Source organism: Microcoleus sp. PH2017_24_DOB_U_A, assembly GCF_020738205.1.
Classification (GTDB): domain Bacteria; phylum Cyanobacteriota; class Cyanobacteriia; order Cyanobacteriales; family Microcoleaceae; genus Microcoleus.
In genome coordinates this window covers 20,214-37,736 of sequence record NZ_JAEQCT010000087.1, presented here as the reverse complement: position 1 = coordinate 37,736, position 17,523 = coordinate 20,214, and the positions used below count along the sequence as shown (strand labels likewise).

Genomic DNA, 17,523 nt, shown 5'->3' with positions numbered 1-17,523 from the left:
AAGTATCCGCAATATATTGGACAAGCCACCCCAAATCTCAAGCCTGTGTTCGGCTAAATATCTAACTTGAGGTAGATGGCTGAACGGTTCACAAGTGGTTTCCCAAAAAAGCGATCGCCCGAAACCTCTCCCTGTCCCTTATTTATCAACAAATTGGGTCCTTGGCAAGAAACTCGGTTTGGGCGATCGACCTTACAAATTCTGTTAAACTTCACTTTCAACTAAAACATCATTTAAACAGGTTCGGGGATTGTCTGAGGAATCGGCGAGGGTACAGTCTGGGGAATCGGAGAGGGTACTGTTTCCGGCACCGGTTCGGGAATTGGCTGCGGAATTGGCGCAGGTACGGGCTCCGGTACAGGGCTGGGAATCGGTGGCGATGAAGGAATCTCTGGTAGCCCCGGTTCAGTAGCGGGAATTTGCGGGCCTGGAAGCGGATCGGGAGTGGGATAAATCATGTTAGTGTTTAGCTCAGCTAATAGAGATGTTAAAAAAACAATTGGTCACCAATTCCAGCTATCTTTTAAAACAAAAACAACTGATTTGTGGTATTGGTTAATTAGAGTTAACAGACTTGAAAAATACCTTAAATTTATCTGCGTCTATTTGCGTCTATCTGCCTTCATCTGCGGTTGAACTCGCAATCAAATATTTATGAACGAGTCTATATATATTAAAAAAAAAACAGCGCCTAACACATCTATCTAAATAACCATAATTCACTGTTACGTCCGCCTAAAATTATGCCTTGAGTATTAGGGAAGATCCAGTGAGTCATCCCCAATCTCAAATCTCAAATCTAAAATTTAAAATGGTATAAGTGTGTCACCAGCAAACTCTCAACAACAAACACCCCTATTAGATGCGCTGCGCGATCGCACAAACCACCATCACAGCCCATTCTACGCCCCCGGACACAAACGCGGACAAGGCATTTCAGGGCCGTTAGTTGACTTATTCGGTGCCGCAGTATTTCGCTCAGATTTGCCCGAATTGCCAGAATTAGACAATCTCTTCAACCCAGAGGGCGTAATTGCCGAAGCTCAAAATTTAGCGGCTTCGGCTTTTGGCGCCGAACATACTCGGTTTTTAGCAAACGGTTCGACTTGCGGAATCATGGCGGCAATTGTCGCGACTTGCGGGCCGGGAGATAAAATTATCTTGCCTCGAAACATCCATCAATCGGCAATTTCTGGTTTGATTTTATCCGGTGCAATTCCCATTTTTGTCAATCCCGAATACAACCCGGATTGGGATATTGCCAACAGCATCACCCCAGAAGCAGCAGCAGCAGCCCTAAAACAACATCCCGACGCAAAAGCAGTAATGGTCGTCTACCCTACTTATCACGGCGTTTGTGGAGATTTGCGGGCGATCGCCAAAATTACCCATCAATACAACATCCCGTTATTAGTAGACGAAGCCCACGGCGCCCACTTTAACTTTCATCCAGACTTACCAGAACCAGCCCTATCCGCCGGGGCAGATTTAACAGTACAATCAATCCACAAAACCCTCGGTGCAATGACTCAAGCATCGATGTTGCACGTCAAGGGCGATCGCATAGATATTAAAAAATTAAATAGGGCATTGCAGCTTGTACAATCCACCAGTCCCAGCTACTTATTATTAGCATCATTAGACGCCGCCCGCCAACAAATCGCACTCCACGGGAAGGAGTTAATGATGCAAACTTTAGATTTAGCTGCAAAAGCGCGATCGCACATTAGTCAAATTCCCGGCTTATCAGTTTTAGAACCGTTAAATACGCCCGGTTTTGTCGCACTAGACAGAACCAGGCTAACAGTAAAAGTATCCGATTTAGGAATAACAGGATTTGCGGCTGATGAAATTCTCCACTCGCAACTCGCAGTCACCGCAGAATTACCAATGCCGCAGCATTTAACATTTATTATCAGCTTGGGAAATACAGCATCAGATATTGACAATCTGGTTAAAGGTTTCCAGAATTTAACTCACAATTTAGGAGGCGGGCACGGGGACGACGCCGGTACAACCGGGGGCGGGCAAGATGCCCACCCCACAAGAAAATTCACTCTTTGTGGAACAGGCATCTTGCCTGTTCTTGAGAATGGTGCAAGATCTCTGTTAGGATTTCCCACTCCCTCTCTCTGCCCCCGCGAGGCCTTTTTTTCCCCGGCGGAAACCGTAGGAATAGACCAAGCAGTCGATCGACTCAGTGCCGAACTCATCTGTCCCTACCCGCCAGGAATACCAGTTTTGATGCCCGGTGAAATCATTACCTCACAAGCCCTTGACTACCTGCAACACATCCTTGCAGCCGGCGGCAAAATCACAGGTTGCAGCGATCCCCGCCTCCAAACTCTCAGGGTTGTGCGAAAGTAAATATTAAGACTTGGGGATAGTGGGAAATGAGGGATAGTAGGAAATGGGAAAAATCTTCCCTCTTCCCTTTTCCCTCTTCCTTCTTCCTTCTTCCTTCTTCCTTCCATTAAAAATACAACTATGCTTTGGCCCTACGTCACTCCTGGTATCCCAGACGATTTATTTGAACGTTTACCGGGAATTCCCATGAGTAAGCGAGAAGTCCGACTGCTGTTACTCTCCCACCTGCGGCTGCAAGCAGATTCAGTGGTGTGGGACATCGGTGCAGGTACTGGTACCATCGCCGTAGAAACAGGTTTGCTGTGTCCCAAAGGTCGCATTATCGCCATCGAAAGGGATGAAGAAGTAGCAAGCTTGATTCGCCGAAATTGCGATCGATTCGAGATCAAAAACGTAGAAGTCATTGAAGGTAGCGCCCCTGAATGCCTCGAAAATCTCCCCGAACACCCCCACCGAGTCTGCATCGAAGGAGGGCGCCCGATTAAAATGATTCTCAAGGAAGTCTGGCGACACTTGCGCCCACAGGGTCGAGTTGTCGCCACAGCCTCGAATTTAGAGAATCTTTACGCCCTTTCCGAAAGCTTCGCCGAGTTGCAAGTCCGCAACATCGAGGTAGTCCAGTCCGCCGTCAACCGCTTGGAGACTCGGGGCTTGAGTCAAACCTTTGCCGCCGTCAATCCCATCTTTATTCTCAGCGGTGAAAAGTTGGATTAGTCGTTAGTCATTAGTCATCAGTCATTAGTCCTTAGACGGAAATATTCCCACACCACATCAAAGATGGTGATGTGGGCCCGGAGGCTGTATCACTGAGAATCAAACATTAAATGCAATTCTTAACCTTTTTTACGTTAGCTTAACGTTCATAATACTTATAATAAGGCCGACCTTAGCTGGAGCGATCGCCTGAGTTGAAATTTTGGATCGCCGGTTGAGGATGGGGGACGAACCTGTGCCTTAACCATCCTTGTATCCTTGTATCCTTGTATCCTTGCATCCCAAATCGACCGAGCCCGCCCAAAAAACAAAATTTTAGACCATAGTTCCAACCCCCAGATTCATCTGTGGACTAAATCTAAAATCTAAAATCTAAAATCTAAAATCTAAAATCGACTGACCTGCCGTCTCCTGTGAGAAATTCATTTTATGCCTTGGTCTCGTATCCTGAGTGGAATAGTTGCGATCGTCCTTGCTTTGGGAATGATTATTATGGGGGGATGGTACTTCACCCTCGGCTTTGGCGTCATCGTGTACCTAGGTCAATTGGAATATTTTCAGTTAGCCCGAGCTAAGGGCATTGCACCTGCTGGCAAAACCACCTTAGTTGTCAGTCAAATTCTGCTGATTACTGCCGCCCTGGCGCCTCAACTCGTAGACGCCATGTTCCCCTTAGCCGGAACTTTCATCTGTTTCTATCTGTTGTTCCAACCGAAGTTATCGACGATCGCCGATATTGCCGCTTCTATTTTAGGATTGTTCTACGGCGGCTATTTGCCCAGCTATTGGATACGGCTGCGAGTCGGACTCGATCCTGCCAATGTGGCTACAACCCAATTTTCGCAATTAGTAGCAAGCAATTTGCCCGTTAACATTTACTCGTCCCAGTCTTGGACAAGTTCCAGCAGCATATCTTTAGGATTGACTTCGCTGCTGGTGGCTTTCCTCTGCATCTGGGCCGCTGACATTGGCGCTTATTTTGTCGGCAAATTCTTCGGCCGCACTAGCCTCTCCCACATCAGCCCTAAAAAAACCGTTGAAGGTGCCGTATTTGGAGTTTGCGGCAGTATCGCCGTGGCCGCCGCCTGGTCTTGGTATTTACAATGGCCGGGGTGGCCGTATACTGGGGCAGCTTTTGGTCTGTTGATTGGCGTTGCTAGCTTGTTGGGAGATTTAACTGAGTCGATGATGAAACGAGACGCCGGCGTTAAGGATTCGGGACAGTTGATTCCCGGTCACGGCGGCATTCTCGATCGCACTGACAGTTATGTTTTTACCGCACCCTTAGTCTACTATTTTGTGACTTTGTTATTGCCCGCGATCGACTCTTTTTTAATTAATCCGTAATTGGGAATTGGGAATTGGGCATCGGGCATCGGGCATCGGGCATCGGGCATATGAATTTGGAGGCAGATCAGAGCGTTCGGGTATGTATTCCCAGGCTCTTCCTGGGAACCAGTTACAGCCAACAAACAACAGACAACAGTCAACAGACAGGGAGCATCTCAGTTTTGCGGGTGCATCTCAATGCAAGCAAATATGTTTGTATGGGCTATAGCATGACCGTAGTCAATATGGGATTATAACTAATAACTTATATACGGTCATGCTTCGCCCTCTTCAAAAACCAGATGCACCCAGTTTTGCATTTATAATAGAGCGTCCCCGCTCGCGAGTACAATACGCGAACTCTTAAGCTCGTACTATTTTGCATTTATATTGCGAGCTTAAGAGCTCGCGAGGACAATACGCGATCTCTTAAGCTCGCAATATAATAAAAAAAATGCTTTTTACAAAAATGAGATGCTCCCCAACAGATAACAAACAACAAACAACAAACAACAGCCAACAAACAACAAATAACTAAGGCAAAACTCGAATTCCACCCCGACAAACAATCTCCCCCGGACTCAAAATCAACTCATCAATTGCAACTTCCTGTCCGAAATCAATTTTAAAATCCTTGAAATCACTGCTCTTGATTTCTCCATTGACTTCGATTTCCGGTACTTCAAACATCAATTCGCGACCGCTAGCAATCCGCAAACCAGTCCGCAATACAACAGGAATTTGCGTACCCCCAGCGCGCAAAATTGTCGCCACCAGCGTCAACTTCCCCGCCTCAATTTCGATCTGCGAATTTTCCAACTTCAGCGACTTTTCGCTATCTGTCAGCGGCAACATTGGCAGCAAAAATTCACTCAAAGCATCCGCCAGCAAAGGCGCTTTCAGGGACGCATTCAAATCCGCTTGAGAGAGCCTCAAAACGCCAGTCACGGGAACCGATTCGAGCAGGCGCAGTGGTTTGCCTTTGAGAGCTTGACCGAGGTTGATGCGAATCCCACAGCCCTCTAGGGCAACTTCTGTTAGGTGTAATCCTTTATACACGGCACCGCGAGCCGCTGCCGTTACTTTGGGGATTGCACCGCTGAAAATTTGTCGATCGCTCCCCTCAATTTTCACCTTCAACTCATCAACCTGCTGAACTTGCGATCGCAGCAACAACTGCACCGCCGGAGACAGCACCGAACTTGCGATCCGGCTGCCTTGGCTCGGCGGCGGTGTCTCCCCTTCCTCGTCGAGGTTGGCAGTCCCACCAGAGCTGGCCGCAGTAGCTATATTGTCAAATAAAAGAGAGTGGCGATCGACAGTCATAAACAATTTGAAAATTACAAACCTTAATATTCAAACACAAAAATTTAACTATTAACGAGCGCATCCCGTCTCACAAACCCGGTTTATACAAAGAAATATCGCCCTCAACCTCGGATTTTCCCTAAGAACGGGTTGATGAACCCACCTCGTGACATACTCCAGAAGCCGAAATCAGACATCAGCAACGCCTGAAGCAGAAAAAATCTCACCCTTCCCCCCTCAGGCTTTCTCCTGAGTTTGCCAGTTGTGCGATCCCGAGGGAAATTTCGCGATCGAGCGTATAAAATTAACCAGCAGTACTGGTTTTATGGTAGTGTTAGTTAATGGTCGTGTCAGACCCACACATTTTAAATCAGCAACAAACCAACGGTGCAGGCAATAGCCTCCCGCGAGTCTTTTCCTCGTAGTTTTTGCACAACATTCAGGGTTATGCCATAAGGACAATCTGCACCAGGCGCAACGCCCTGCAAGGATTGGTTAGCAAACATTAGAATTTCTTCCCAACCAGGAATTGAACATTGGTAGCATCGGTTAATCCATTAACCGTGTCGTATTTCCTCCCTCCACCGCTCGGGTGTTGGGGCTTTCCACATTCCCGTCATGTCTGATGAAAGGCTGCAAAAAATCCTCGCCCAGTGGGGCATTGCCTCTCGCCGTCTTGCAGAACAGATGATTGTAGCTGGACGAGTCCGGGTTAATGGCAATATTGTTCGTTTAGGACAAAAGGCGAATCCCGATCGCGATTTCATCGAAGTCGATGGAGTCCCAGTGAAACCAACAGATAGACCGGCAGAGGTCTATCTGTTGCTCAACAAACCCGCAGGCGTAGTTTCTACTTGCAGCGATCCCAGGGCGCGATCGAAAGTTCTCGACTTGCTGCCGCCCAAACTGCGATCTGGTCAAGGCATCCATCCCGTAGGACGCTTAGATGCAGATTCCACAGGCGCCCTATTGCTCACCAATGATGGTAAGCTGACATTTTGTTTGACCCATCCGCGTCACTCGATCGCCAAAACTTATCAAGTTTGGGTGCTCGGCGATCCCCCGGAACCCATACTACAAGCGTGGCGTCAGGGCATTATCTTGTCCGGTAGAAAAACATTACCCGCGAAAGTTAGAGTTATCGATCGCGCGAGAGACCAAACTCTGTTAGAAGTAATTCTATCAGAAGGGAGAAACCGACAGATTCGGCGCACCGCCGAGCAGTTGGGATATCCAGTGGTGCGCCTGCACCGCACAGCCATTGGCCCGATTCAATTGCAGCCCCCCGCAGGGCCGATATTGGCACCGGGCTGCTACCGACCCCTAGAAGATTCAGAAATTATTTTTTTATGGAATCTAGTCAACCTAACATCAATAAGCGTGCCAGTGAATCCCCAGGAGCACAGCATATGACAAAGAATTTATTGTTTTTATTCTCCCAAATAACTAAGAAGAAACTGCACTCCCAAGAGCCAGAAACTCCTCAGAAGAAATTAGCGGCAATAGGATCTCAACTCCGGGAGTACCGCGAACAGCAGTCGATTTCTTTGGACAGAGTAGCTGTCGTAACCATGATTCGGCGGAATCTGCTGCAAGCCATCGAAGACGGCCAACTCGACCAACTCCCCGAACCCGTCTACACTCAAGGTTTGATCAAGCGGTACGCCGAAGCAATGGGTTTGGACGGAACTCAGTTTGCCGACTTTTTCCCGATCGAACCGCCACCGCGATCGACCACCAAGCTATCCTGGCAGAATGGGCCACAATTGCGGCCGATGCACCTGTACCTTTTTTACACATTTCTAATTATCTGTTCAGTCAATGTCTTATCTCAGTTGATGGGCGGTTCTCTGACAACAAAAAACGGTACGGGAACCAAAGAACTAGCTCTTGAGCAAGAACAAGCTCGTTTAGCCCAGAGCGCCTCAAAAAATCAGAAAGCCGATAGTTACGATGCTGTGGAAGCAGCAAGAACAGGTCAAAGTTTAGATAAATCTGGCAATAAACCAGTCATGGTTAACGTCAGTTTAAAAGACGAATCATGGATGAAGATTGAAGTTGATGGCAAACCCGAGTTTGAGGGAACTTTGCCTTCAGGAACTGTCCGCACCTGGCAGGCCCAAAACAAATTGGTAGTTCTAGCTGGTAACGCCGGCGGTGTAATGATTGCTGTGAATAACGGACAAGCCGAACAACTCGGAGAATCTGGAGTTGCCAAACAAGTTGTTTTTACCGCCGACGAACTCAAGCCTTCAGCAAAGCCCAAAAATGAAGGATAATCGGGCATCGGGCATCGGGCATTGGGCATGGGACATAGTTAATAGTTAATAGTTAGTCGTTAGTAGTTAGTCGTTTCTCTAATAACCAATGCCCTATGCCCTATGCCCTATGCCCAATTCCCAATGCCCAATTCCCAATTTTCAATTTTTCTGGGGAGCGCGCCCGCAGATGTAAGTCATGGTTTTGAGCCGATCGCGCACCTCCCAATTCAAAGCTTCGCGCCGATACCGCCAGCCCCAATTTCCCTCTGCTTTCCCCGGAAAATTCATCCGCGCGTCGGTATCCAAACCCAACAAATCTTGAAAGGGCACGATCGCCAAATTAGCAATAGAAAACCAACCCATGCGGATTAAAGACCAGTGAATTCCTTGGGGATCGATGCAGCCCAAATAACGCAAAACCTCATCTCTTTCGTAGTTTTGCAGTTGATTGAACCAGCCAACAGTCGTGTCGTTGTCGTGGGTACCGGTGTAAACTACACAGTTACGAACATAATTGAAAGGCAAAAAAGGATCGCCAGGCCCCGCACCGAAAGCAAACTGCAAAATCTTCATTCCGGGAAACTCAAACCGATCGCGCAAAGCTTCCACTTCCGGAGTAATTACCCCCAAATCCTCAGCGATAATCGGCAAATTGCCGAACTTCTCGTTAATTACCTCAAACAAAGCCGTTCCCGGCGCATTAATCCACTCTCCGTCGATCGCAGTTTCCTGCCCGCGCTTCACCGCCCAGTAAGCATCAAATCCTCGAAAGTGGTCAATCCGAGTCACATCTACATAAGCGAAAATCGCCTCAAAACGCTGCACCCACCACTGAAAATTAGTTGCTTCCAAAGCCTCCCAATTGTAAACAGGATTGCCCCACAATTGACCTGTTGCGCTGAAGTAATCCGGCGGAACTCCCGCCATCAAAGCTGGTTCTCCAGTTGCTTCATCCAAACAAAACAAGTCCGGATGCGACCACACATCAGCACTGTCGTGAGCGACATAAATCGGAATGTCACCAATAATTTTAATGTCGCGCAGGTTCGCATAGCGTTTCAACTCAGTCCACTGGCGGAAAAACTCGAACTGCACGTATTTGTAGTAATAAATCTCATTATGTAGCTCCTGCCGCCACTTGTCTAGCGCCTCCGGTTGGCGCTGTGCAATTTCTGGTTCCCAAGTGTGCCAGCTCGTGCCGTTGAAGCTGTCTTTTAGTGCCATAAATAAGGCATAATCTTCCAGCCAACTCGCTTTGCTCTCGCAAAAAGCCGAGAATTCTCTTTGCTGCACCGGCGATGCTTTCGCTTTGAAGTTTTCGCAGGCTTTTTTGAGCAGGGGTATTTTGTGTGCGATCGCGCGATCGAATTCTACTGTATCCAGGGGAAATTCCGGCGAATGAGCTAAATCTTCATCGCTGAGCAATTGCTCGTCCCGCAGAATTTCCGGGCTCAGCATCAGCGGATTTCCTGCCATTGCTGAATAGCACGAATAAGGAGAATTGCCGTATCCAGTCGGGCCCAGCGGCAATATCTGCCAGTATTGCTGGTCGCTCTCTACTAAAAAGTCAATAAAGCGATATGCTTCTATTCCCATATCCCCAACACCAAATCGGCTGGGAAAAGATGTCGGGTGGAGTAAAATGCCGCTAGCTCGGGGAAAAAGCATAATCTATCTAAAGATATAGGAGTTAAACATTGACAATTTGACCGATATTCCCTAGAGGTTAAACTTCGCAGTTTGTAGGGCGATTTTCAGGGCAAATACTTTTGCGATTGTCTCATATTTTCTGCTGGAACGTGGCTAAATATTTGTGTCGCAATCTCATCACAAATGCTGAGGCGATCGCACCCAGTTTATGCACAAGTTTATTTATAACTTTTAAGTGGCTTTCGCTCTATCTGTCTGGAGTCGTACATTGCGATCTCCGGGCCAAACATCAAACAAGTTCCCAAACAGGATGCAACTATATGTCCGCGTTCCAAACCCTGATGCAGTAAGCGATCCGATTTTAGATTTTAGATTCTTCGACCGGAGCGAGCGAACAAGTTTTAGACTTTAGCTTTACTCCACATATTCATCACCGGAGCAGAAACAGGAGTCTAAAATTTTTGGTTTTCTGCACACTCATAGCTTCAGGGGCTTGTACAGGTTTTTGGGCGGGGTCATTGATAATCCAAAATGGCATTAGCCCTCCTGCTCCTGAGAGCCAATGCACAAATCAGCCGACTGTTTTTGTATCTCAACAAACAGTCGGCTGCAAAATTACGGTGAAAATGCTGAGCTTAAGTTTCCTTGTTCAACAATTTCTCAACTTGTTTGAGAGCTATAGTGCCGACATTGTAAGCAGCCCAGCCGCCCGCCAACAAAACCGGACTCAATACTATTAGTATGCGCCAGTCAAAATCCATGAGTTCTCCTCCTAAAGTTTTTTAACAAATTCTCATAATCTATTTGTATCTCATTTTGTCGCCATTCTCCTGACTCCTCAAGCAAATATTGTCGCCGAAAAAGTTCCTCCACAGCAAGGAGCGATCGCGCTTGCAGGACATCGCGCCCCAGTAATTGAGACTGCAACTCGCTCTCGTCAACCTTGATCCGCTGTCCTTACACCAAATTATCCCAAAATCTGCTTGGCAATCCCTTCCACCACTTGAGTTAGAGGGTCTTTAGGGAAGTGCAGGGCAAACACCCCCTTGCTGGCTAACAGCATCATCTTGTCGCTGTGGGGCAGCACCCCTCCAACTGGGATGTTGTAAATACTCTCTACTTGCTGCTTCAAATCCTCGAAATCCAAGGATTCTGGCGCTTTGTTGATCGCGATCAAAATCTTGGGAACTTCTAATTTGCGGGCCACATCTACCGTGACAGCCGTTCCCTGAAAATCTTGCTGATCCGGACGCAGAATCAGCAGCAGGATATCCGAAATCGTGATGCTGAGAAGGGTTTCTTCGTTGAGTCCTGGGTGCGTGTCAATAAATAGGTAGTCTAAGTTCAGAACGTCGATCAGTTCTTGAAAGCCGTCGGTAAGCAGTCCCACGTCGTAGCCTTCCCGCAAAACTCGCGCTATCTCCCCTGCTTTAATGCTCGAAGGAATCAGATAGAGGCTGCCGTTACGGGCTAATTTTGGCAGCAGCGAACTCACATTGTAAGCCGTATCCGAGATCGGACACCTGCCCCACAGGTAATCGTTGAGGCAGCGATCCATGTTGTTCTCGCTGAAACCGAACAGCACGTGAATCCCGGGCGATTGAATGTCTGTGTCCACAATGGCGACCCTGTTTCCGCCGCGAGCGATAATAGATGCCAGGTTTGCAGTCATGTTAGATTTGCCAGTGCCACCCCGGTAAGAGTGGACAGAGATGATTTTGGACATGATAGGCGTATTGCAAAGATTAAACAATTATCTCTTTAAGTCTAATCATTTATGGACTTTCAAGTTTTTGAGATGCTGGACTTTTATTTAGATTCAGTTGTTGATTTATGTCCTCTATAGTTGGGAACCCTGCTTAGCTACGAAGTCTGCCAATCAATCAGACTCTAGAAAAGAAGGCATTAATGAGAGGTAGATCGGATTGTAGTCTACAACCAAAAGTAATCTCAATAACCCGATAGGTAAAATAGATAGAAGGCGTAGTAATTCGGCCGCTAGGCTTAACACCGTCAAAACGGAATGTAAATCATATTTGACCGTAGATTCTACAACGATGACAGGGAGAAACGCGGACAATCAATTATTATGCAATTCACGATCGCATCATATATCATATCGATCGATCTTCCTTGCCGCTCAAATCCTCCTGGTCTGTTAAAGTATCAATCTTTTCCTGCTTCGTAAAACTTACCCAAACTTAACTAAAGCCATCTTTAGCTACAATGAAAGAGTTCACTTCCTGCGCTATTGGGTGGTCGGCCATCCCAAGATAAGCAGGCTATCCCCCAATAGCCTTGGGTTCCCAATTTAAAATATTTAAACTGGCATTAAGATCGCGGTCTACCGACAGACCACAAGCAGGACAATCATAAGTCCGAACGCTGAGTGGCATATCTTTTTTATGCCCGCAATTAGCACAAATCTTAGAACTGGGAAACCATCGATCTACCAGCACTAATTGGGAGCCATACATTTTGCATTTATACTCTAACTGTCGCCTGAATTCGTAAAATGTCGCCTGAATTCGTAAAAACCTAAGTCGGATATTGCCCCAGCCAGCTTGTGATTTGCCAGCATTCCGCTGACATTCAAGTCTTCAATCTTAATTCGCAAGAAAGTCTGGGCTAAGTAAGTCGTCAACTTGTGAAGGAAGTCTTTACGAATGCAGGCAATTTTTGCGTGAATTTGGCTGATTTTGTCGTAGGTTTTGCGTTGGTTGTTAGAACCTTTCACCTGCCTTGATGCTTGGCGCTGTAACCGTGCCAGCTTGGTTTTCGCTTGTTTTAGGGGTTTTGGTGCATCAAACACTTGATTGTTTGACAGGGTGGCGAAGGATTTGACACCTATGTCAATTCCTACAGAACTTTCTCTTTGTCGCATCGGTAAACGTTGGGCATCAACACAGAAAGAGACGAACCAGCGATTTCCTTCTTTTGAGAGCGTGAAAGTCTGAGAAACAAAACTGCATGAGAGTGGCTCGTGCAATCGGAATGTTCCCAGTGTGGGAATTTTAATAGTCCTGCCTGCACTTAACAAAACTTTGCCGTTTGACGAATCAACCGTGAATGATTGACCGTCACGGCGGCTGACAAATTTTGGATGACCGGCTTTCCCCAAACGATACCTCCCAAACGCATGACTCAAGTCAATCAAAGCGTTTTGGTAAACACGAGAAGACAACTGATTCATCCAAGTACATTCAGGTTGTTTCTTGACGTAGTTAGTGAGAACTTTCTTGATTTCGTTGATGACCTTTGAGTCGGAAAACTCACCTGCACCGTACATTTGGACTCGCAGGCTCAAACCCATGTTAAATACCACGCGCCGAAATCCTGCGTGTTTTGCCATCAAGGTCGCTTCTTGATTATTCAATTTGAGCGCTCGCTTGACGGCAAACATGGAACTGACTCTCAGCAATCAACTTTAGATAAGTTTAGCAAACTATTTGCCACTTAAGTCTTGCTCTTCGATCTTTTTGTCTGCGTTCCGGCGCTGCCGCATCTGCTTTGCCCTGGCTTGCAAATCGCTGAACCCCTCATCAGGTTGGGTTTCGCCAGAACTAGCACTCGCGCCAGGATCGATCGCGCTTTCTGTTTTTGAGTCGCTTTCCGATGCAGTCGCGGCGGCCCGCTGCTTCTGCTGTTTGGCTTTTAGCTGCAACTGAGCTAAGAATTCGTCTGCCTCGCTTTGGGCCTGGGGAAGAGCCGCAGCACCGAGCGTTATTTCTTGGGGATCCGACGGAGTTTTTTCAGAGGTATCTTTTTTGCTACTTTTGAGTTCATCTTTTTTGAGCTGCAATTCTTTAAAGAAATCTGATTCTACAATGTCTGCAACTTGTTGTTCTTTTTGGGCTTGGTCTATTTCGATTTTGAATACTTGTTTTACGCGATCGGTAATTGCTTTCCCGTATGCCGATTTATTAAATCTGTCTGCTGATACAATGCTGCCACCAGTTAGAATTAATGCTAAGGCTGGCGCTGCTACAGGCACCCACCCTCCCAACAGAAAAATCCCAAAACCGATCGCGCCACACCCCGACAGTATTGCTGCGAATGTCAGCGCCAGCTTCCATGGGTGAGCCATCCGCGATGCCATGGTTCCTCCCACAATTGACCATCCTGCAATCCACAGGATTTCTGCCCATTCCGGCCAAAACCAAAACATCGGTCTCTTGTCTAAAACAGCACTCAAAATTTGGCTAATTACTTGTGCGTGTACCACGATCCCCGGCATGAATTGGTTTTTTTGCTGCTGCCCACTGTAAGGAGTATAAAATACATCTTTAACGGTTTCTGTGGTGTAACCGATCAGCACTATTTTATCTTTAACTAAATTCGGACTGACTTTCCCTTGTAAAACATCGGTAATTGTGACTTTGTTTGCGACTTGGCTCCTGGAGTGATAATTAATTAGTATTTGATATCCCCTCGCATCGACATTGCTATATCCTCCGTCATTGCTTTTTAATTTTTTAAATTTGGTTTTTCCCAGCCATAAAGATTGATCTGCTGCCAGTCTGGGAAAAATTTTATACTTTTGCAGGTAGCGGAGTGATAGCTGGAGGTTGAAGGAAGTTAAAACTTGAGAATTGTCATTGCAAAGATGTTTTTCTACCGAATTATCGCCCTTAATTATCGGTGGTTTCATAAATAATAAAGCCCTGCGGAGTATGCCGCCCGGATCGATTCCAAAATCTGCAAATCCCACCCGGTTTGCTGACATTCCCGGAGGAGGGGGAGAACCGGGAGTGTCGGGGCCTCCGTCGGTGACTAAACATACCCCGATAATTCGATCGCTTTTTTGTAAAACTTTAGTTAATTCCTCACGCCCCTCTCCTAAAGGTACATCTCGCAGTACGTCTAAGCCGATGACTGTCGGCTGCATTTTTTCTAGTTTTTGTAATATTTCAGCTATTTTGCGATCGGATATCGGCCATTGCTTTAGTTTCTGAATATCTGCTTCGGTAATCCCCACAATTAGCAAGCGCGGGTCTGGCTTTTCGTCGGGACGCCATCTCAGCATTTGGTCGTAAGCGCTTAATTCTACTGGTTCCAGTATTCCTAGGTGTCTAGTCCCGACCAACGATAATGTTACTGCCGCGGTGGCAATTAATACAGAGCTAACAACTGTTAGTGATGGTTTATACAGTTGACTCAATTGAGCCGCTGCCGAACGAATTTTGTCAGATAGAAATTTGTTAGATATTTTAGTCATTGCCACAATATAAAATTTTGACTCGTTTCACCGAACAGCAGTTATGTTGCTTGTCGGCACCTACACGAGACTTCCTCCATCTTAGAACACCCGGAAACTCCGACCGATTTGTAACAAAACTTTACATTTCGCTACCAGCGAAATGTATATGGAATAACAGTCGCGACCTCGACCGCTGGATTTACCGTCCCCAGAATCCAGTTGCAGCTCCAATTAATTAATGTTATTGATTTGTCAAGGTTCAAATTCTGTATCTGCGGTGTGAGACTAGCTTCTCAAAAATATTGGTCGCCAGCAGGGAGAAAAAATTTATGTACCAAAAAACATTTAAAGTTGATGAATCCGGGATTGTTGAAATTAGCATTCTCGCTACGGGGGACAGCAACAAATCACTAGAAGTTGGCAAGCGTTACGTGCGATCGTTTTCGATGATTTGCGAACCAGACGCTCGATCGGCAGATGGCAGATACAGTTGTTAAAGGGTTCGTACAGCGCATCGCACCCCAGCCAACTCTCAATAGCGATTTGGCAAATCCCGACCCGATGACGTGGCTCGAAGTTTATGCTAAAAATGAGATTTGGTACGAAACTCTCGCTACTTGAACCCAAATGCGGCGACAGACACCGAGATATGCGAGACCCAGAGCCAAGTAGACCTAATTGTTTCAGTCCCAAGGACTGGAATCAGTGGTAGGTCAATCGCTGGTTGAGTCTCTTTAAAAATCGCTATTTATTGAACTTTTTTCCTTCTTTTGATGGCGATGCGAACAATCAAAACTTGACCGGATCGCGCCCGGGCTGAGAACTCCAGACTAACAGTAGAGACGCGATCTATAATATATCTATAAGGTTGGTGAAAAAATGAAACGTTTTCTACATTTTACTGCACTCGCGATCGCTGTATGTGCGATCGCACTTAGTGTCCCCAGTTTCCTGCCACCGATGCAGGCAGTGCCTGCACCAATGCTGCTGAGTCAGAATGTTAAATTTAAACCTCCCGATGTAGACGCCCCCGACAACAGGCAATCGGCGACGCATCGAGGGAATGCTTGTCCGCAGGATTTATCTATTGTTCCTTTAATACCTAAAAGCAATGATGGTTTAACCCTAGCCGAATCGCCAACATTCTTGGCCTATGTTTCTCACCCTTCGACTCAAGTGGAGTTTACATTGCAAGCTGACGATGGAAAAGGAATCGATGCTTATAAAACGACTTTCAAAGTTGACAAACCGGGGATAATAGAAGTCAGTATTCCCAACAAAGGGGAGGGCAAAAAAACTCTGGAGGTTAACCAGCGGTATCAGTGGTCGTTTTCCGTGGCTTGCAATGACGATCCGTCGGGAAATTATTTTGTTAAAGGGTTTGTGAAGCGCATTGAACCCGAGGAAACTCTCAAGAAAAATTTGGCAAATCCTGACCCTATGGCTAGGGCTATCGCTTATGCTGAAAATAATATTTGGTACGATACAATTGGTACTCTAGCCCAAATGCGGCGAGGATCACCCAATGATGCGAGTCTGAGGGCCGAGTGGAAGCAATTGTTGCAGTCCCAAAAACTCGAATCAGTTGCCGATCAACCGCTAGGTCAGTCTTTTTAAGCCTCCCTATTTCTCAAGGCTTTCTTTTGTCCTTCTTCTGAGGCTGTGAAGATTGACAAATTAAACCGATCGCCCGCTGCGATTCTTACTCCTAGTCTGGAGTAAAAATCCGAACCCTGATTTTATTCTATCTGGTGAAAAAAATGAAACGTTTTCTACATTTTACTGCACTGGCGATCGCTGTATTGGCGATCGCAATTACTCTCCCCAGCTTGTTTTCACCGATGCAGGCTGTCCCTGCACCAACTCCCCTGGGTCAGAATGTTAATTTCACACCCCCAGAGGTCACAGCCCCCGAGAACCGCCAAGGGGGAGCGCATCGAGGCTGTCAGTTGCAGGATGGTTTATCGATTACTCCCTTAATACCTGAAAGCAATATTGGCTTAACCCTAACAGAGTCGCCAACATTTTTTGTCTATGTTTCTCAACCGGCGGCTCAAGTAGAGTTTGTTTTGCTAAACGAAGATGAATCCGAAGTAGTCTACGAATCTAGTTTAAAAGTTGACAAAGCTGGAATTGTGGGAGTTAGCCTTTCTGACAAAGGTAAGACAAAAAATATTGAGGTTGGTAAGCGATATGTCTGGTCGTTTGCACTGGCTTGCGATCCTCAGGAACGATCGGGAGATTATATTATTAAAGGATGGATGCAGCGAGTTGAACCGCAAGGAACTCTCAAGAGCGCTTTGGCAAATCCCGACCCGAGGGCGAAGCTGATCGCTTATGCTAAAAATGGCATTTGGTACGAGACTCTGGCGACTTTAGCCCAAATGCGTAGTGTCGCACCCGATGATGCGCGGCTGAAGACTGAGTGGACGCAATTGTTGAAGTCCCAAAAACTCGAAGCAGTCGCCGATAAACCCCTAGTTCAGCCTCTTTAAGCGTCCCGATTTCTCAAGGCTTAATTTGTCCTTCTTATGAGAATCTGAAGATTGACAAATTAAGCCGATCGCCCGCTGCGATTCAAACTCCTAGGGATGATTCATTCAGTTGACAGTTGACCGCTTGACAGTTAAGAGCGACCTCTACCTCGAAGTCCGAGTATTGGAGTAATGAATAGTCTTCTTTTAATTTCTCCCG

Annotated in this window: 18 protein-coding genes; 9 read left to right on the top strand and 9 right to left on the bottom strand. The window is 46.6% G+C overall.

What is annotated here, in order from left to right; translation table 11 throughout:
- Positions 1-233: 233 nt before the first annotated feature.
- A complete protein-coding gene (locus JGK07_RS23520; protein ID WP_293206303.1) occupies positions 234-458 on the bottom strand; it encodes a gamma-aminobutyric acid A receptor, epsilon-like protein in 225 nt (74 codons plus the stop codon).
- A gap of 364 nt (positions 459-822) precedes the next feature.
- On the opposite strand from JGK07_RS23520, the gene JGK07_RS23515 reads away from it, so the two are divergent.
- The 3 genes from JGK07_RS23515 to JGK07_RS23505 all read left to right on the top strand — a co-directional run bounded on the left by JGK07_RS23515 (position 823) and on the right by JGK07_RS23505 (position 4,428).
- Complete coding sequence (locus JGK07_RS23515) at positions 823-2,367, top strand: aminotransferase class I/II-fold pyridoxal phosphate-dependent enzyme (RefSeq protein WP_293206306.1); 1,545 nt, start codon at positions 823-825, stop codon at positions 2,365-2,367.
- A 120-nt stretch (positions 2,368-2,487) separates the two neighbouring features.
- Positions 2,488-3,081, top strand: a complete 594-nt coding sequence (gene cbiT, locus JGK07_RS23510; protein ID WP_293147744.1) for a precorrin-6Y C5,15-methyltransferase subunit CbiT — start codon at positions 2,488-2,490, stop codon at positions 3,079-3,081.
- A gap of 429 nt (positions 3,082-3,510) precedes the next feature.
- Positions 3,511-4,428, top strand: a complete 918-nt coding sequence (locus tag JGK07_RS23505; protein ID WP_293192839.1) for a phosphatidate cytidylyltransferase — start codon at positions 3,511-3,513, stop codon at positions 4,426-4,428.
- Between the two features lie 516 nt (positions 4,429-4,944).
- On the opposite strand, the gene JGK07_RS23500 is transcribed toward JGK07_RS23505, so the two are convergent.
- Positions 4,945-5,736: a DUF2993 domain-containing protein gene (locus JGK07_RS23500; protein WP_293192841.1), complete on the bottom strand. Its 792-nt coding sequence runs from the start codon at positions 5,734-5,736 to the stop codon at positions 4,945-4,947.
- Between the two features lie 347 nt (positions 5,737-6,083).
- A complete protein-coding gene (locus JGK07_RS23495; protein ID WP_293180186.1) occupies positions 6,084-6,224 on the bottom strand; it encodes a hypothetical protein in 141 nt (46 codons plus the stop codon).
- A gap of 112 nt (positions 6,225-6,336) precedes the next feature.
- Between JGK07_RS23495 and JGK07_RS23490 the strand changes: the two genes are divergently transcribed.
- Both JGK07_RS23490 and JGK07_RS23485 read left to right on the top strand, forming a co-directional pair.
- Entirely contained in the window at positions 6,337-7,131 is a 795-nt protein-coding gene (locus JGK07_RS23490; protein WP_293180183.1) for a pseudouridine synthase, read from the top strand.
- Positions 7,128-7,997, top strand: a complete 870-nt coding sequence (locus tag JGK07_RS23485; protein ID WP_293180180.1) for a RodZ domain-containing protein — start codon at positions 7,128-7,130, stop codon at positions 7,995-7,997. The genes JGK07_RS23490 and JGK07_RS23485 overlap by 4 nt, the downstream gene beginning before the upstream one ends.
- Before the next feature lie 141 nt (positions 7,998-8,138).
- Here JGK07_RS23485 and malQ read toward each other — a convergent pair whose 3' ends face one another.
- From malQ to JGK07_RS23455, 6 genes are all read right to left on the bottom strand, one after another.
- The gene (gene malQ / locus JGK07_RS23480; protein ID WP_293180177.1) at positions 8,139-9,647 is read right to left on the bottom strand and encodes a 4-alpha-glucanotransferase; all 1,509 of its coding nucleotides are present in this window, start codon (positions 9,645-9,647) and stop codon (positions 8,139-8,141) included.
- A 617-nt stretch (positions 9,648-10,264) separates the two neighbouring features.
- Complete coding sequence (locus JGK07_RS23475) at positions 10,265-10,390, bottom strand: photosystem II protein Y (RefSeq protein ID WP_265235804.1); 126 nt, start codon at positions 10,388-10,390, stop codon at positions 10,265-10,267.
- A 206-nt stretch (positions 10,391-10,596) separates the two neighbouring features.
- The gene (locus JGK07_RS23470) at positions 10,597-11,355 is read right to left on the bottom strand and encodes a MinD/ParA family protein (protein WP_293147654.1); all 759 of its coding nucleotides are present in this window, start codon (positions 11,353-11,355) and stop codon (positions 10,597-10,599) included.
- Between the two features lie 556 nt (positions 11,356-11,911).
- Positions 11,912-12,106, bottom strand: coding sequence for a zinc ribbon domain-containing protein (locus JGK07_RS23465; RefSeq protein ID WP_293291067.1), 195 nt, complete (start codon positions 12,104-12,106; stop codon positions 11,912-11,914).
- A 14-nt stretch (positions 12,107-12,120) separates the two neighbouring features.
- On the bottom strand, positions 12,121-13,005 hold the full coding sequence (locus JGK07_RS23460) for an RNA-guided endonuclease TnpB family protein (protein WP_293291065.1): 885 nt from the start codon (positions 13,003-13,005) through the stop codon (positions 12,121-12,123).
- Positions 13,006-13,074: 69 nt separating this feature from the next.
- Positions 13,075-14,847, bottom strand: coding sequence for a CHASE2 domain-containing protein (locus tag JGK07_RS23455; RefSeq protein ID WP_293192843.1), 1,773 nt, complete (start codon positions 14,845-14,847; stop codon positions 13,075-13,077).
- A 311-nt stretch (positions 14,848-15,158) separates the two neighbouring features.
- Between JGK07_RS23455 and JGK07_RS23450 the strand changes: the two genes are divergently transcribed.
- From JGK07_RS23450 to JGK07_RS23435, 4 genes are all read left to right on the top strand, one after another.
- Complete coding sequence (locus JGK07_RS23450) at positions 15,159-15,326, top strand: DUF928 domain-containing protein (protein ID WP_293147650.1); 168 nt, start codon at positions 15,159-15,161, stop codon at positions 15,324-15,326.
- Positions 15,307-15,450: a DUF928 domain-containing protein gene (locus tag JGK07_RS23445; RefSeq protein ID WP_293147648.1), complete on the top strand. Its 144-nt coding sequence runs from the start codon at positions 15,307-15,309 to the stop codon at positions 15,448-15,450. The genes JGK07_RS23450 and JGK07_RS23445 overlap by 20 nt, the downstream gene beginning before the upstream one ends.
- 258 nt (positions 15,451-15,708) lie before the next feature.
- Positions 15,709-16,446 carry a DUF928 domain-containing protein gene (locus tag JGK07_RS23440; RefSeq protein WP_293180167.1) on the top strand — a complete coding sequence of 246 codons (738 nt, stop codon included), beginning with the start codon at positions 15,709-15,711 and terminating at the stop codon, positions 16,444-16,446.
- Between the two features lie 143 nt (positions 16,447-16,589).
- Positions 16,590-17,324 carry a DUF928 domain-containing protein gene (locus tag JGK07_RS23435; protein WP_293147644.1) on the top strand — a complete coding sequence of 245 codons (735 nt, stop codon included), beginning with the start codon at positions 16,590-16,592 and terminating at the stop codon, positions 17,322-17,324.
- Positions 17,325-17,523: the final 199 nt, after the last annotated feature.

Bases quoted from the DNA above. Each gene is read 5' to 3' on its own strand.
- JGK07_RS23445 (WP_293147648.1), top strand. From the start codon at position 15,307: ATGGCAGATACAGTTGTTAAAGGGTTCGTACAGCGCATCGCACCCCAG.
- JGK07_RS23470 (WP_293147654.1), bottom strand. From the start codon at position 11,355: ATGTCCAAAATCATCTCTGTCCACTCTTACCGGGGTGGCACTGGCAAA.
- JGK07_RS23465 (WP_293291067.1), bottom strand. From the start codon at position 12,106: ATGTATGGCTCCCAATTAGTGCTGGTAGATCGATGGTTTCCCAGTTCT.
- JGK07_RS23500 (WP_293192841.1), bottom strand. From the start codon at position 5,736: ATGACTGTCGATCGCCACTCTCTTTTATTTGACAATATAGCTACTGCG.
- JGK07_RS23505 (WP_293192839.1), top strand. From the start codon at position 3,511: ATGCCTTGGTCTCGTATCCTGAGTGGAATAGTTGCGATCGTCCTTGCT.
- JGK07_RS23520 (WP_293206303.1), bottom strand. From the start codon at position 458: ATGATTTATCCCACTCCCGATCCGCTTCCAGGCCCGCAAATTCCCGCT.
- JGK07_RS23435 (WP_293147644.1), top strand. From the start codon at position 16,590: ATGAAACGTTTTCTACATTTTACTGCACTGGCGATCGCTGTATTGGCG.
- JGK07_RS23475 (WP_265235804.1), bottom strand. From the start codon at position 10,390: ATGGATTTTGACTGGCGCATACTAATAGTATTGAGTCCGGTTTTGTTG.
- JGK07_RS23455 (WP_293192843.1), bottom strand. From the start codon at position 14,847: ATGACTAAAATATCTAACAAATTTCTATCTGACAAAATTCGTTCGGCA.
- JGK07_RS23495 (WP_293180186.1), bottom strand. From the start codon at position 6,224: ATGTTTGCTAACCAATCCTTGCAGGGCGTTGCGCCTGGTGCAGATTGT.
- JGK07_RS23450 (WP_293147650.1), top strand. From the start codon at position 15,159: ATGTACCAAAAAACATTTAAAGTTGATGAATCCGGGATTGTTGAAATT.
- JGK07_RS23490 (WP_293180183.1), top strand. From the start codon at position 6,337: ATGTCTGATGAAAGGCTGCAAAAAATCCTCGCCCAGTGGGGCATTGCC.
- JGK07_RS23440 (WP_293180167.1), top strand. From the start codon at position 15,709: ATGAAACGTTTTCTACATTTTACTGCACTCGCGATCGCTGTATGTGCG.
- JGK07_RS23485 (WP_293180180.1), top strand. From the start codon at position 7,128: ATGACAAAGAATTTATTGTTTTTATTCTCCCAAATAACTAAGAAGAAA.
- cbiT (WP_293147744.1), top strand. From the start codon at position 2,488: ATGCTTTGGCCCTACGTCACTCCTGGTATCCCAGACGATTTATTTGAA.
- malQ (WP_293180177.1), bottom strand. From the start codon at position 9,647: ATGCTTTTTCCCCGAGCTAGCGGCATTTTACTCCACCCGACATCTTTT.